At 32.0% G+C, this 15659-nt stretch carries 15 protein-coding genes; 14 read left to right on the forward strand and 1 reads right to left on the reverse strand.

Going from position 1 to position 15659, the window contains the following annotated elements:
• The first annotated feature begins 694 nt into the window (after nucleotides 1-694).
• From B5X81_RS05165 to B5X81_RS05215, 11 genes are all read left to right on the forward strand, one after another.
• Nucleotides 695-2197: a sodium-dependent transporter gene (locus tag B5X81_RS05165; RefSeq protein ID WP_079489906.1), complete on the forward strand. Its 1503-nt coding sequence runs from the start codon at nucleotides 695-697 to the stop codon at nucleotides 2195-2197.
• Between the two features lie 327 nt (nucleotides 2198-2524).
• On the forward strand, nucleotides 2525-2830 hold the full coding sequence (locus B5X81_RS05170; protein WP_079490179.1) for a (2Fe-2S)-binding protein: 306 nt from the start codon (nucleotides 2525-2527) through the stop codon (nucleotides 2828-2830).
• Nucleotides 2827-3924 (forward strand): NAD(P)/FAD-dependent oxidoreductase, encoded by a 1098-nt coding sequence (locus B5X81_RS05175; RefSeq protein ID WP_079489907.1) that lies wholly within the window; start codon nucleotides 2827-2829, stop codon nucleotides 3922-3924. The genes B5X81_RS05170 and B5X81_RS05175 overlap by 4 nt, the downstream gene beginning before the upstream one ends.
• Nucleotides 3925-4009: 85 nt before the next feature.
• Nucleotides 4010-4492, forward strand: a complete 483-nt coding sequence (locus B5X81_RS05180; RefSeq protein WP_079489908.1) for a 4Fe-4S dicluster domain-containing protein — start codon at nucleotides 4010-4012, stop codon at nucleotides 4490-4492.
• 11 nt (nucleotides 4493-4503) lie between these two features.
• Complete coding sequence (locus B5X81_RS05185; protein ID WP_079489909.1) at nucleotides 4504-4794, forward strand: (2Fe-2S)-binding protein; 291 nt, start codon at nucleotides 4504-4506, stop codon at nucleotides 4792-4794.
• On the forward strand, nucleotides 4787-5935 hold the full coding sequence (locus B5X81_RS05190; protein WP_079489910.1) for an NAD(P)/FAD-dependent oxidoreductase: 1149 nt from the start codon (nucleotides 4787-4789) through the stop codon (nucleotides 5933-5935). Before B5X81_RS05185 ends, B5X81_RS05190 begins: the two co-directional genes overlap by 8 nt.
• 522 nt (nucleotides 5936-6457) lie before the next feature.
• On the forward strand, nucleotides 6458-6880 hold the full coding sequence (locus tag B5X81_RS05195) for a 4Fe-4S binding protein (protein ID WP_079489911.1): 423 nt from the start codon (nucleotides 6458-6460) through the stop codon (nucleotides 6878-6880).
• Between the two features lie 40 nt (nucleotides 6881-6920).
• Nucleotides 6921-9098, forward strand: a complete 2178-nt coding sequence (locus tag B5X81_RS05200; RefSeq protein ID WP_079489912.1) for an aldehyde ferredoxin oxidoreductase family protein — start codon at nucleotides 6921-6923, stop codon at nucleotides 9096-9098.
• A 29-nt stretch (nucleotides 9099-9127) separates the two neighbouring features.
• Entirely contained in the window at nucleotides 9128-9325 is a 198-nt protein-coding gene (gene thiS / locus B5X81_RS05205; protein ID WP_079489913.1) for a sulfur carrier protein ThiS, read from the forward strand.
• A gap of 262 nt (nucleotides 9326-9587) precedes the next feature.
• The gene (locus tag B5X81_RS05210) at nucleotides 9588-10610 is read left to right on the forward strand and encodes a MotA/TolQ/ExbB proton channel family protein (RefSeq protein WP_079489914.1); all 1023 of its coding nucleotides are present in this window, start codon (nucleotides 9588-9590) and stop codon (nucleotides 10608-10610) included.
• A gap of 114 nt (nucleotides 10611-10724) precedes the next feature.
• Nucleotides 10725-11651 (forward strand): OmpA family protein, encoded by a 927-nt coding sequence (locus B5X81_RS05215; protein ID WP_079489915.1) that lies wholly within the window; start codon nucleotides 10725-10727, stop codon nucleotides 11649-11651.
• An 80-nt stretch (nucleotides 11652-11731) separates the two neighbouring features.
• Here the strand turns inward: B5X81_RS05215 and B5X81_RS05220 are convergent, their stop codons facing one another.
• Nucleotides 11732-11968, reverse strand: a complete 237-nt coding sequence (locus B5X81_RS05220) for a hypothetical protein (protein WP_079489916.1) — start codon at nucleotides 11966-11968, stop codon at nucleotides 11732-11734.
• Between the two features lie 332 nt (nucleotides 11969-12300).
• Between B5X81_RS05220 and thpR the strand changes: the two genes are divergently transcribed.
• The 3 genes from thpR to pnpS all read left to right on the forward strand — a co-directional run bounded on the left by thpR (nucleotide 12301) and on the right by pnpS (nucleotide 15599).
• Nucleotides 12301-12843, forward strand: coding sequence for an RNA 2',3'-cyclic phosphodiesterase (gene thpR, locus B5X81_RS05225; RefSeq protein WP_079489917.1), 543 nt, complete (start codon nucleotides 12301-12303; stop codon nucleotides 12841-12843).
• Nucleotides 12844-13131: 288 nt separating this feature from the next.
• Complete coding sequence (locus B5X81_RS05230) at nucleotides 13132-13815, forward strand: response regulator transcription factor (RefSeq protein WP_079489918.1); 684 nt, start codon at nucleotides 13132-13134, stop codon at nucleotides 13813-13815.
• A gap of 8 nt (nucleotides 13816-13823) precedes the next feature.
• Nucleotides 13824-15599, forward strand: a complete 1776-nt coding sequence (gene pnpS, locus B5X81_RS05235; RefSeq protein ID WP_079489919.1) for a two-component system histidine kinase PnpS — start codon at nucleotides 13824-13826, stop codon at nucleotides 15597-15599.
• Nucleotides 15600-15659: the final 60 nt, after the last annotated feature.

Genomic DNA, 15659 nt, shown 5'->3' on the forward strand with positions numbered 1-15659 from the left:
ATTAGCGTAGCAAGTTAGATTAGTATAATATAATATTATTTTAACAATTTAGTATGATTTGTCTCTGATAATTTACAAAGATTAAGTTAAAATATTGGAAAACTTCATAATTAATTAGTGAGCGTCAGAAAGTAGACATTAGTGTCAATTTTCTGACGCTCATTTTAAATAGAAACCATGATTTCACGTCAATTAATTGACATTTTACATTTGTCTAAGATATAACAATAGAAAAAATAATTTGAATATTTCCAAAAATGAATAAATAAATCTGAATAATGTAAAAATACAGCCCTTTTACTATAAAATATGGTAATAAATAGAACTTTGGCATGTTTCCTGCAATGTATAAAATAAAAATATAAATAAAAAATTGCTATTATAAAATTTGATAAGCGATAATAAAGCTAATAATAAAGAATTTACATTTTTTCTTAATAACTATTAAATGAGGGGATTGTATGATTACCTCAAATTTTAGTTATTGAAGAAATATATGTAGATTCATATATTTAACTTCTAAAATGGAAGTTGACATTTATAGATATTCCATCAAAACAATTAATTTATACACATTAAAACTCCCCAGAAACACTGGATATTTTGATATGTATAAATTAAGTTTTGCTATTGGAAATCTATATAGAAAGGGGGATAGTAGGAAAATCTAATAGAAATAAAAGGAGGATAATGAATGGGTCAAAATAAAGAACAATGGGGTAGTCGATGGGGATTTATCGCAGCCAGTATAGGTATGGCCATAGGAACAGGAAATATATGGAGATTTCCAAGGGTTGCTGCTCAAAATGGTGGAGGACCATTTATAATTGCCTGGACTGTGGCGCTATTTGTATGGTCAATACCTCTTCTTATGGGAGAAATGATAATTGGGAAAAGAACTAGATTAGGAACAATAGGCTCTTTTAGAGATTTTGTAGGAAAGAAATATACTTGGATGGGAACTTGGATTGCAGCTGTGTGTTTACTTATTATGTCTTATTATTCAGTTGTAATGGGATGGTGTATGAAATATTTTATCCTTTCAGCCTCAGGGTCTTTTAAGCCTGGTATCACTGTAAAGGAAACGGAAGCAATATGGAATAACTTTACAACTACACCCTCTCAAACGATCTTATTTCATATTATAGCTATGCTAATTGGAGGCTTTATTATTTATAAAGGGGTAACAAATGGAATAGAAAAGGCCTCAAAGATAATGATACCAACCCTTTTTGTCCTCTTATTAATCGCCTTAGTAAGATCAGTAACATTACCGGGGGCAGCTAAGGGTCTTGAATATTTATTTAGTCCTAAATTAAGCATGCTTGCAAGTCCTAAAATATGGCTTGAAGCCTTTACTCAATCGGCTTGGTCAACGGGAGCAGGCTGGGGATTTATTGTAACCTATGCCGTATACACAAAAGAAAGTGAAGATATTGGTGGAAACTGTATGATTATGGGGCTTGGAAATAACTTAGGAGCAATAATAGCAGGGATGACAGTTGTGCCAGCTATATTTGCTTTATCTCCTAGCATGGAATTCGCAAATGAAGCTTTGGCAGCAGGCAATCAAGGACTAACATTTATATATTTAGCCCAGGTATTTAGCAAAATGCCTGCAGGAAACTTTATTGCATCACTATTCTTTTTAACAATGGCAATAGCAGCATTATCTTCATTATTACCTATGATAGAGGTTGGGGTAAGAAATATAATGGATATGGGTTTAACGAGGAAAAAAGCAACGATTTTAATATCTGCAGTAGGATTTTTAATAGGTCTACCATCTGCATATAAGTTACAGATTTTGGATAATCAGGACTTTGTATGGGGAGTAGGACTTTTAGTAAGTGGATTATTCTTTGCTATAGCATTAATTAAGTTTGGATTAGAAGAATTGAGAACCAAGGATATTAATATGCCAAATACTGATTTTGTTGTAGGTAAATGGTGGAATGTATGTATTATGTTGTTTCCAGTATTGTTTGTTATTATCCTTGGATGGTGGGTATATCAATCTGTTATATGGTATCCAGACAGCTGGTGGAACCCATTTGAAACCTTTAGTGCAGGATCAATAGGATTACAATTCATTCTAGTTATATTGTTTGGTTTTATCACTAAGAATTATTTAATTAATAAAGTAATGGATGGTGCAATGACTCCTAACAGATTCAATAGTTCAGAAGAAAAATAAAAGGATAAATGAGATTTTAGCTTACTTTCCTATTTTTAATGTACATTATACTTTGTACTTCCTAAATATATAGATTAAATAATTCTAAATAGTTATTATCTTATAAGATTCAATTTAAATTTAAAATTATCAGAATCATACGAATTTTGTATAAAAGGAGGGGTAATGATGTCCCCAACATCAATTATTATGATGATAATTGCAATCGGAGTATATGGCATAGGATTTGCATACTTCTGTAATAAAGCATTTAATGTTAAAAATAAATAAAATAGAAAGGTTCTCCTTCGATTCGAAGGAGAACCTAAAATGACAGGAGGGGAGCTCATGAGAATTAAAAATCACCCTATTTTAGAGTTTGAAAAAGGTAAAAAGATTAAGTTTACCTTTGATGGAAAGGAGTATGAAGGATATGAAGGTGATACTATAGCATCAGCCCTTCATGCGGCAGGGGTAAAGGTATTAACCTACAGCCACGAAAAGAAAAGACCTAGAGGTTTTTATTGCGCTATCGGAAACTGTGGGCAATGTTTTATGGAGGTAAATGGAGTATCTAATGTAAGAACATGTATAGAACCCCTTAAAGAAGGTATGATTGTAAAAACTCAAGTGGGGAAAGGAGATATACTATGAAGCAGGTAGAAATCCTCGTTATTGGTGGCGGACCAGCAGGACTTTGCGGGGCAATAAATGCTGCAAAGGCAGGTGCAAAAGTTCTTGTTCTCGAAAGGAATCAAGAGCTTGGAGGACAATTGATAAAACAAACCCATATGTTCTTTGGCTCAGAGAAGCAGCATGCTTCAACTAGAGGTGTTGATATAGCCACAATACTATTTGATGAAATTGAAGAGTCAAAAAATATAGAAATTTTAAAAAATGCAACGGTATTATCAATATATGATGATGGAGTCGTAACTGCTGAGATAGATGGTAAATATACAAAAATTAGAGCAAAACGAATAATAGTTTCAACAGGGGCCAGTGAAAAAACCCTAGCGTTTCCAAATAATGATTTACCTGGCGTTTATGGTGCAGGAGCTGTGCAGACGTTAATGAATGTACATGGTGTAAAGCCCGGAGATAATGTATTGATGGTAGGAGCTGGAAATATAGGTCTTATAGTAAGCTATCAATTAATGCAGGCTGGAGTAAATGTTAAAGGTATACTTGATGCAGCACCTACAATAGGTGGTTATTTAGTACATGCTTCTAAAGTGAGGAGAATGGGAGTACCTATTTATACTGGATATACTGTTAAGGAAGCCTATGGAAAGGATTATCTGGAAAAGGCCACAATAATTAAGCTTGATGAAAATTGGCAGGAAATAGAGGGAACTGAAGAAGATTTTGATATAGATGTTTTGTGTATATCTGTTGGATTATCTCCACTTGGGGAGCTGTTATGGCAGGCAAATTGTGAAATGAGATATGTTGGAATGTTAGGTGGCTTTGTACCTGTTAGAACTGAAAATTTAGAGACAACAGTAGAAGGAATTTTTGTGGCAGGAGATGTTTGTGGCGTAGAAGAAGCAACCAGTGCAATGGTAGAAGGATATTTAGCAGGATTGATGGCAGCTAGTTCTTTAGGCTATGAAATGATAGATTTTGAAGAAAGAAGAGAAGATTATCTTCAGCAGTTAAAATCCCTTCGCTCTGGTCATGTGGGAGATAAAATACGTGCAGGTCTTGATCAAGTAACAATTAAAACTGAAGCGGCAGCTATATGATGAAAAGAGAGATAATGAAAGTTAAATGAAACTGTAAATTGACAAAGTGCCAAAGGCATCTTTGCCTATCAATGGAGGTGTAAAAATGTTAGAAAGAACTGGAGTCCCTACTATAGAGCAGATAGAACAGGTTTTTCCATCTGGGGAGAGATTGGCAAAGGGACCTGTTGCTATAATTGAATGTTATCAAAATATACCTTGTAATCCCTGTTATACTGCATGTAATAGAAACGCTATAAAGGAATTTGAAGATATTAATGATTTACCTGAGATTAATCATGATAACTGTACTGGATGTGGATTATGTATAGCTAATTGTCCAGGACTTGCAATTATGGTGGTGGATGCAACTTATTCTAAGGATGAAGCTCTGATTAAAATTCCTTATGAATTTATTCCATTGCCTAAAGAAGGTCAAATTGTAAAGGGATTAGACAGAAAAGGACAGTATGTATGCGATGTGAAAGTAGTAAAAGTACTAAGTTCAAAGACACTTGATAGAACTCCTATAGTTTCTATTGCCGTTCCAAGAGAATATATGAAAGTAGTCAGAAATTTTGGGATGTAAGGGGGATTAAAATGTCAGACAATAATATAATATGTCGTTGTTCAGATTTAACTAAAGAAGACATAAGAAAATTAATTGAGCAAGGCTATACTACCTTTGATGAAATAAAAAGAGTTAGTAGAGCTGGAATGGGGCCATGTCAGGGTAGAACATGCATGCCGCTGATTTTAAGAGAAATATCAATAATTACGGGAAAACCTATATCAGAAATAATGCCGGGAACATATAGACCTCCTGTTAAAGCCATAACCCTGGGGCAAATTGCAGAGGCCTTAGAAGAAGGAGGTAATGAGGATGATTAGAACTGCTGATGTTGTTGTTATTGGTGGTGGAATATCTGGAGTTGCTATTGCCTATAATTTAGCTAAAAAAGGTGTAAAAAATGTAGCGGTTATTGAAAAGAAATATCTGGCAAGCGGGTCTACGGGTAGATGTGGAGCCGGCATAAGACAACAATGGGGAACAGAAATGAATTGTAGAATAGCAAAATTTGCATGTGAACTTTTTGAAAATGCCAATGAAGAGTTAGGATATGATGGAGATATAGAATTTAAGCAGGGTGGATATCTTATGATATCCAGTACAGAAAAAGAGCATGAACAATTTAAGAAAAATGTAGAATTACAAAATAGATTGGGAATTCCATCAAGACTTTTAAGCTTAGAAGAGGCTAAAGAGATAGTACCATATCTTAATACGGATCCACTAGTTAGTGCAGCTTTTTGTCAAAAAGATGGTCATCTTAATCCTTTTCATACTACAGAGGCTTTTGCAAAAGCTGCTGAAAGGCTTGGTGTTAAAATATATAGATTTACAGAGGTTACCGATATAATAACTGAAAATGGAAAAATAAAGGGTGTAAAGACAACTAAAGGCGATATATCCACAAGCATTGTTGTTAATGCTGCTGGAGGTTATTCACATGTAATAGGAAAGATGGTGGGAATAGATCTCCCTGTCTATTCAGAAAGGCATCAAATTTTAGTGTCAGAAGCAATAGAGCCGATACTTGAACCTATGGTTATGGCATTTGCATTAAATCTTTATTGTCAGCAAGTTCCCCATGGAGGAATAATCATGGGTAGAGGTGATGATACAGAGCCTAAGGACCTACGTACTACTTCCGGTTGGCGATTTTTGGATGAAATGACTAAGACGATTATAAATATATTACCTCCTTTAAAAAATCTTAGGATGATAAGACAATGGGCTGGGCTTTATAATTTGACACCAGACAGACAGCCAATTTTAGGACCCGTTGATGAAATAGAGGGATTTTATCTGGCGGTAGGTTTTAGTGGTCATGGATTTATGTTTGGACCTGCAACTGGTGTATTATTAGCAGAAAGTATTTTAGGGGAAGAAAATACTTTGCCAATAGATATGCTGAATTTAAATAGATTTGAAAAGGGAGAATTAATATTTGAGCCAGCTGTTGTTTAGAACTAATATTAGTAATTGTAGAAAATATAAATGGTGATATAAAAACAAAATCTTAGGCTTAGCATTTTTGTTAAGTCTAAGAGTATTGATAAAGTCAATAAATTGACAGATTTAGAGATTGTTCTTAATATTAAGTCTAGTGTAATTAAAATAGTAATATTTATTATAGAAAGATACTTTTCCGTAATATATGAATACAATGTCAAATTTTCAAGACGAAGGCTCAAAATAAAGCGTCTCAAAAAAGGGCTTTTATCTTAAGCACCAGTTAATATCACGGTTTTTAAATAGTAATATTTTAAAGAGACATCCTTAGATTATGTAGTAATTCATGGGATAACTTTGTAGGATAATATAGAAAAAACCGTTAAGAATTTGTATTAATTGAAAATTGGCATGATAATTGCAATTATATAAGTTTTAATGTATTAGTAAAATAAGCTTTATTAAATTAGCTTTATAACTATTTAAAGGATTATAAACCTGTATATTTTTCTAAAACTATCAGGAGGTGAAAATTTAATGAAGGCATTAACTAAAAATGAAGAACTATGTATTGGATGTGGACTTTGTGAAGAAATTTGTTCCAATGCTTATTTTAAAGAAAAAAATAGAGAAAAAGCATGTATTAGGATAAAGGGTGGAGATGAAAATCAAATCAATGTATGTACTCAATGTGGAGTATGTATAGACATTTGCCCGGTAGAAGCCATTACAAGAGATAAAAGAGGGGTAGTTAGAATCAATAAGAAGGATTGTGTTGGCTGCTTCATGTGTGTAGGTTTCTGCCCAGAAGAAGCCATGATGCAGCACGATGACTACATCGAACCATTTAAGTGCATTGCTTGTGGTTTATGTGCAAAAGAATGTCCAACAGGTGCTATTACTATAAAAGATATTGAATTGGAAGCAAAAGAACAAGCTGCTGTGGCTAAAGAAAGATAGAATTAATTATAAAAATGGAAATGAAGGGGGATGAAGAAGGATGGAAATTAAAGCTCTTAAAGATGCTCATAAGCTTTTGGCAGAATTTAAATATAAGCTTGGAACCATTGAAAAGGGATATACAGACAGAACTCTCTATATAAACCTTTCTGATAATAAAATACAGTCAAAGCCAGTAACACAAATGATGAAGGACAAATTTATAGGTGGTAAAGGTTTTGGAATGTGGTATTTGTGGAATGCAGTAACACCACAAACGAAATGGAATGATCCTGAAAATGAAGTAGTTATAGCTGGTGGCCCTGTATGTGGAATTACTCAGTATCCTGGAGCTGGGAAATCCCTTGTTTGCTCATTATCACCACTTACTGACATACCCATGGACAGTAATGTAGGTGGATACTTTGGCCCCTATCTTAAATTTTCAGGATGGGATGCCCTAGAGATTCAAGGTAAGGCAGAGAACGATGTTATAATATATATAGATGGAAACAGTGGAACAGTTACAATCGAAGAAGCACCCCTTGAACCTGTAGATGGTCATGTTTTAGGCGAGATTCTTACTGAAATGTATGCAGATTCAGAAAAAGACAAAAGAAATATATCTATAGTTACATCAGGAACAGCAGCTGGAAATACTAGGCTTGGACTCCTGAATTTTACCTTCTACGATCTTAGAAGACAGGTTACAAGATTGAAGCAAGCGGGTAGAGGTGGAATAGGAACAGTATTTAGAGATAAAAAGATAAAGGCCTTAGTAGTTAAATATCAGGGAACAAAGGGTAACTTAAATAATCCTGCTGACCAGAGTATAATCAATAAAGCAGGTATTAAGCTCCATAAAGAAGTATGTCAGCTTGACGATGTTCAAAATGGTATGAGGAAAATAGGTACAGCCAATATCATAGAAGTAATGGATGAATATGACCTTCTTCCAACGCATAATTTCAAATTTGGCTGTCATCCTGATACCCATAAAATTGCATCAACAGTATTTATAGAAAAATATGTAACTCAAAATATGCAGGATGGATGTTGGTACGGATGTTCATTATCTTGTGCTAAGGCGGCAGATAACTTTGAAATCAAAACCGGCCCATATAAAGGACAAAAGGTTACAGTTGATGGTCCAGAATATGAAAATGCAGCAGGGCTTGGTCCAAACTGTGGAATATTTGACCCAGAAGCTATACTAGAGCTTAACTTCTACTGTGACACCTATGCAATAGATACTATTTCCTTTGGTACACTTACTGCTTTTATTATGGAATGCTATGAAAACGGAATACTCAATAAGGAAATAACTGGAGGACTTGAACTTAACTTTGGAAATAAGGATGCAGCCCTAGAGCTTATCCATCAGATGTCAAGGGGAGAAGGATTTGGATTAATTGCAGGACAAGGTGTACACAGGATGAAGAAAATATTTATAGAAGAATATGGAGCTGATCCAGACTTTATTAATGATATAGCTATGGAGCAAAAAGGACTAGAGTTTTCAGAATATATGCCTAAGGAATCCCTTGCACAGCAGGGAGGATATGGTCTCACAAATAAGGGACCACAACATGATGAAGCATGGCTTATATTCATTGATATGGTAAATAATCAGATACCTACTTTTGAAGAAAAAGCTGAAGCTCTTCACTGGTATCCTATGTTTAGAACATGGTTCGGTCTTTATGGCTTATGTAAACTACCATGGAATGATATATCTCCTGCAGATAATGCAGAAACTGATGAACCAGCAAAAATACCTGAGCACGTTCAAAATTACGTAGATATATGTAATGGTGTAACGGGAAAGAGGATAGACAAAGATATATTAATAAGAGAATCAGAAAGAGTATATAACTTCCAAAGAGTATTCAATATAAGAATGGGTAAAGGACTTAGAGCAAATGATGCTATACCATATCGTGCAATGGGACCTGTCACAGTGGAAGAGTATGAATCAAGAAGGGAAAGATATGACAACCAATTAAAAGAGTTAACAGATTTTAATCCGGAAGGAAAAACAACCCAGGAAAAGATGAAGGTACTTAGAGAATACAGAGAAGACCAATATGAAAAACTAATGGACGCTGTCTATAAGAGAAGAGGATGGTCTAAAGATGGAGTACCTACAATAGAGTATCTAAAAGAAATTGGTATGGACTTACCTGAAGTAATCGAGGTTGTTAAGCCTCACCTTGAAGCAGAAGAAGCTTGTTGTTAAAAATCCCCATTTTTTCTGGAGGTTTTATAATGATAAAAGTAAATAATAGAGATTTTGAGTGGGAAGAAGGACTAACTGTAGAAAAGCTTTTGCAAAAAAAGAGATATACTTTTCCTAAAATTATAGTGAAAATAAATGGTCAGCTGATAAAGAAAGAAAACTGGTCTAATACCATAATTAACGATGGTGATGATGTAAAGGCGATTCATGTCTTTGGTGGAGGATAAAAGGAATATTAAGTCTTAAGTTGCTAATTTAGTAACTTGAGGCTTTTTTTATTGACATTACTTTGTAAAAAAGCGTTAATAGAATTTTAATATTTAAGGATATTAACTAAAAATCACAGGAAAAATCAAAGGATACGACAAATTTTGGTGTATTTGAACAAATTGCTACACTTATGTTAAAGTGGTACAATAAAGTGACGCTATTAGTTAATAGAATTTCAATTTAAGAGAAAATAATGGAAAATAAAAGGGGGAATCGATTATGTCAATTCTAGATAACATATTTAGCAAGCTAAATCCATTGGCTATTGTAATAATAGTTGTTATATTAGGGATATTTATTTCAGCTTTTGTACTTTCTTTATCATTAAAGAAGAAATATTTTACAATGCTTTGGGATTTACAAGACGAAGAAAATAAAGAATCATCAATGTTTGAAAATAAAGTATTCAATAAAATTGTAGATGATTATAAATTAGCAGCTAAAGGTAAGTCTTCAGAAATAAATACTTTTGCTATTATTGAGAAGAACTTTAATAATGAATTGAAATCACAATACCAAGGTGAACGATTTGTAAAAAGAGCAGTTTCTCTAATGATTATATTAGGGCTTTTAGGTACGTTTTATGGTTTAACCATGTCTATTGGAGAGCTGGTAAAAACATTGGCTTCAAGTGGAGGCGTAGATGTATTAGATAGTATGGATTCAGTAATTTCTGGACTGATACGTTCTGTTAGAGGTATGTCAGTGGCCTTTATAACTTCTTTATTTGGTATTGCTTCTTCAGTTCTTTTAACTATAATAAATATCTTCTTTGGAATAGAAGACATTAGGGAGTCTATAATGGTTGAGATGGAAGAATATCTTGACAATATATTGTCACAGCGTATCGATGAAAAGAAAGAGACTCCAGAAACCTTAATAAAGGATGAATTAATTGCAAGCCTTAATGATTTTAATGGAAAATTAGAAGAAAGTATGAAGGAAATCAGTGAAGTATTAAGCTTAAGATTTGCTTCTGCTACAAGTGGCATTGAACAATTTTCAGAGTCCTTACTTAAAAGTGTTGAAAAATTCGAAAATTCACTTAATGTTTTTTCTGAGAATACAAGGGATTTTTCAGAATTTAACCATCATTTAAAAACAAACATCCAGAGAATGAATGTAAGCTTTAATGATTTTACAGAAGAATTAAAAAGCAATACTAAAGAAATTGCTATAGGGCTTCAAATAGAAAATTTATCAAAATCAGTAGATAAATTGGCCGACAAAGTAGAAAAATAATCTCTTTTCATTTTTTAGATAATTTCATAATATGAAATTATCTCATTTGCAAAAAGTATTATAAATTTTAATTATTGGTTATTCATAAGTGAAAAGTGAAGGGAGGAGATGAATATGAAGCTTAGAAGAAGGAGCTTTAAAGGAAATAGAGAAGAAGAAAATTTCTGGCCATCATTTACTGATATGATTTCTACAATAGCATTAATTTTGTTTTTTCTTATGCTATTAGCATATATTCAAAATATTATTGCTGGAAAACAAATTATTGATACCGAACAAAGGCTGGAAGAGTCGAATGCAGAAATAAGTAGAGCAGAAAAAAAATTAAGGCTTCTAAGGGATAAGATTGATGAAGCCAAGGCTGAAGTAGAGGAAGGCGAAATTGCTTTAAAGTTATCCGAAGAGCAAATTGAAGAGCAAAGAGAAATTATAGCTGAAAGTAATAGGGAACTGGGTGAATTAAGGTCAAAGCTTCAAGGTATTGCAGTACTAAGACTGGATGTTCTTAAAAAGGTTAAGGGTTCAGTAGAAAGAGAGCTTGGGAAAACAAATGATGCTGGTGAAGAGTTGGTTTTAATAAGTGATAATGGAAATATAGTTATCAACGAAGGATTAGTTTTCGATACAGGATCATCAAAAATAAAGGCAGAAGGAAGAGAACTTTTAGATCAACTTGCAACAGCCTTCGAAAGGGTTTTAGATGATAGAGATATAAGAAAAAATATTGATGCTATAAATATTCAGGGACATACTGATGACAGAGGATCTGGTGAGTATAACAGAGGCTTATCATCAGACAGAGCAAAGGAAGTTGTCAATTATATTATGAAGTCAAATAGTGATTTAGAGAATAAGTATGGACGTTATTTTGCTGCTAGTGCATATTCTGAGTTTAGACCAATTGCATCTGGACAATCGGAAGCTTCAAGGGCTAAAAACCGAAGGATAGAAATTTCAATTACACTTAAGGATTCAAATGTTCAAAATGTAATTAATGATTATTTAAAGGATTCTATAGAACTTTTTAATCTAGATGACTAAATTCAAGATTTTTTAAAATTTAAAATATGCTTATATTAAAAGAGGCTAGGTTTAAACCTAGCCAATTTTGTGTTTTGCAATTAAAACATTGTATTTTTGTTCATATCTTCTTGAGCCTTCATTTTCTCTGAGCTTTTTAATTGAGACTGAGCACCTACAGTTGTTGCATTATACATAGCTCCACCACTAGTGGCGTTAGTCATAGCATTAGCAGTTGTATTAGTCATGCTATACCCACCTGCATATGTCCCCATTCTTTTTTTTGCTTCTTCTAATTCATATTGTCTCATTTGATTATTTGTAGAATAATTATTCATTATATAACCTCCATAGAGAATTTTGTAAGCTAAGTTATATGAAACAAATTGAAATCCTTGAATCTAATATATATTGGTTTACGAAAATAAGCGGAAATTTTCCATCCTTTTCTATAAACATATTAGACTCTGAAAAAATTAAAAGGATTTTTATAAGTTGTGTTAACTTACAATCATATTATTTGAATATATGAGAGATTATATAACATGTAAAAGTTTCACCAAATAGAAAAAAATTTAAAACTTAAAAGATTTATTGAGGTATAATATTATGCTATAATCCAATTATAAGATTAATAAATTTTATAAGAGAAAAAACAAAGGTGATAATTATGAGAGTATTCATTGCAATAGAATTAGATGATAACTTAAGGCAATATATTTTTCAAAAACAACAAATAGTTAAAAAGAACAGCCGTAAAGGTAATTTTTCCAGAAAAGAAAATTTTCATTTAACTTTAAAATTCATTGGGGAAGTTAGTATTGAAGAAACTCAATATATAAAGAAAGCAATTGATAAGACAGCATCAATATTTTCCCCATTTAAAATGAATCTTGGGGAATTAGGATATTTTCCAAGAAAAAATAGAAAAATAATTTGGATAGGAACTAGTCAAGGTAATAAAAGACTACAACAATTATTTAATATCATGGATCAAAATTTAAATGTATTTGGTTTTGAAAGAGAAGTACGTGGACTAAAGCCCCATATTACTTTAGCTAGAGAAGTAGTTCTCAAAAAAGATTTTAATTCTCTGTCACAAGAAATTATAATAGAAAACAAAGAACTAATAGTTGAAAAGATTTCCTTAATGGAAAGTACGAGAATCAATGGAGTATTGACATACAGACCTATATATAGGAAAAAATTATAATTTTATGTATGAATTAACTATTTTACTGGAATATCTATATACAATAAACTTAACGTAAATTTAACATTTATTAAACTTAAAATTAACAATATAAAAATACAATGATATTGGGATAGTTTAAAATCGTAATTTCACAATCTGATTTATTTTAAAGCCAAGATAAAGACGCCTTTTAATCATTGGTAAGTGGTTTAAGGCATTTTTAGTATAAATAAGGAAAAGCATATCTAAATTTTATAATGCTTAAGAGTTGGTTATATTAATTTAAAAATCTAAAGGAGAGTAGTTATGGATGAAAGAAAAATTTTAGTGGTTGACGATGAGCAGCATATATTAGAATTAATACAATTCAATCTTGAAAGCAAAGGATTCAATGTTGTAACCTGTGATAATGGAGAAGAAGCAGTAAGAATAGCTAGTAAGGGCAATATTGATCTAATGATACTTGACTTAATGCTTCCTGGAATAGATGGTATTGAAGTTTGTAAAAGAATAAGAAACTCAGAAAATAGAAATCTTCCCATAATTATGCTTACGGCTAAAGGAGAAGAAAACGATAAAATTAAAGGACTTAACATTGGTGCAGATGATTATATGACCAAGCCTTTTAGTATAAGAGAGCTATTAGCTAGAATTAATGCTGTTATGAGGAGAATTAAAGATACGGAAAGTAAAGATAGTAATACCATTAAAGTAGAAAAGGTAACTATAGATATTGAAAAGCATGAGGTTAGAAAAGACGATATACTATTAGAACTGACCTTAAAGGAATTTGAGCTATTAAAAATACTTGCTCAAAATAGAGGGAAAGTTTTATCTAGAGATGTAATTTTAGATAAAATATGGGGATATGAATACTTTGGTGATACTAGGACGGTAGATGTGCATATTAGACATTTAAGAAAAAAGATTGATGACAATAATGGAACATTTATAGAAACTGTAAGAGGTGTAGGATATAAGATGAAATAGGTGGTTAAATGAAAAAGAAAATTTTTATAACTTATGCAATTTTATTGTTGATGGGAACAATACTTACAGGGCTTATTTCTCTAAGTTTTATAAGAATAAGTTATTTAAATAATATTGAAAACATGTTAATAACTAATGGAAACCTTATAAATAGTTTAGTAGAAGATAAATTAAACTATAAAGTTTTTTCTGAGGTTGATTTTTCAAGTTTTTCCAATAAGGTATCTGATCAGATTAATGCTCGTGTAACCTTTATTGATAGATACGGTAAAGTTATTGGTGATTCAGAAGTGGAAAAAGAAGACCTAAAGGAAATAGAAAATCATTTATATAGAGAAGAGGTTCAAAAGGCATTAAGTGGAGAAATAGGGAAAAGCGAAAGATTTAGCAGTACGGTTGAAGTGGATTATTTGTATGTGGCAGTGCCTATGAAAAAGGGTGGAATAATCTATGGTGTTACAAGACTTGCATATCCCCTTAATGAAATAAACAAAATAAATATTGGACTTATGAGAAATATTCTTATTGCAGTAATAATTGGAGTAGTTATTGCCATACCCTTGGGGTATAGATATTTAAAACATATAACAGAACCTATAAAAGAAATAACAAATATTGCAGGAAAAATAGCCAATGGTGATTTTGACAGTAAAGTAAGGGTGAAGAGTACTGATGAAATAAAAATATTGGCTGATACTTTTAATTTCATGTCCAGTACAATTAATGCAAATATATCTGAACTTCATGATAAAAATACTAAGCTTCAATCAATAATAGGAAGTATGAAGGAAGGTCTTATCGCAGTAGATAAATATAAGAAAGTTATACTTATTAATTCACAGGCCAAAAAGTTTTTTAATATTAACTTAGAAGATGTTCTTGGACACAATATTCTTAATCTTTTAGATGATTCAAATTTAAAATATCAATTGGAAGAAATATTGGAAAAAACTACATCCAGTAAAGTAGAAGTTAAATTAAAGGATCCAAAACCAAGAACAATAAAGATATATAAGAATATTATTAAGTTAAATGAAGACCCAAATAGGATTATTGGTACATTAATATTAATAGTAGATGTTACAGAAGTGAGAAAATTAGAAAAGATGAGAACAGATTTTGTGGCTAATGTATCCCATGAATTAAAAACACCATTAACGTCAATCATGGGCTTTATTGAAACCTTAAAGGGTGGAGCTATTGATAATGACAAGGTAAGGGACAGGTTTTTAAATATAATTGAAATAGAAACGGAAAGACTGACAAGATTAATAGAGGATTTGCTTACCCTTTCAGACATTGAAAGCAATGGTATAAGTTTTAAACAGAAAGTAGAGATATCAGTAAAGGATGTTATAGTTGAAATAAGTGATATGGCCAAAGAGCTTGCAAAACAAAAGAATATTAAATATTCATATGAGATGAAAGAAAATTTACCCTATATTTATGGAAGCAGAGATTGGTTTAAGCAATTACTGTTAAATCTGGTGGAGAATGCAATTAAATACACTCCAGGTGGTGGAGAAGTAAAGGTTTTAGTTTATGAAAGAGAAAATAATATTTTTATAAATGTTAAGGATACAGGAATAGGTATCCCCAAAAAAGATATTCCAAGACTTTTTGAAAGATTCTATAGGGTTGATAAGGCTAGATCAAGGAAAGTTGGGGGAACTGGTTTGGGCCTTGCAATAGTAAAACATATAGTGATTGCGTTTGGAGGCAAGATTAAAGTTAAAAGTGAGGAAGGAAGGGGATCTGAGTTTATAGTGAGGCTTCCCCTTTAAGTCCTCATTTTTTGTATTAAATTTAATATAAATAATTTTACAAAAGTAAAAAATACAAAA

It is taken from the genome of Maledivibacter halophilus (genome assembly GCF_900167445.1).
Classification (GTDB): domain Bacteria; phylum Bacillota; class Clostridia; order Peptostreptococcales; family Caminicellaceae; genus Maledivibacter; species Maledivibacter halophilus.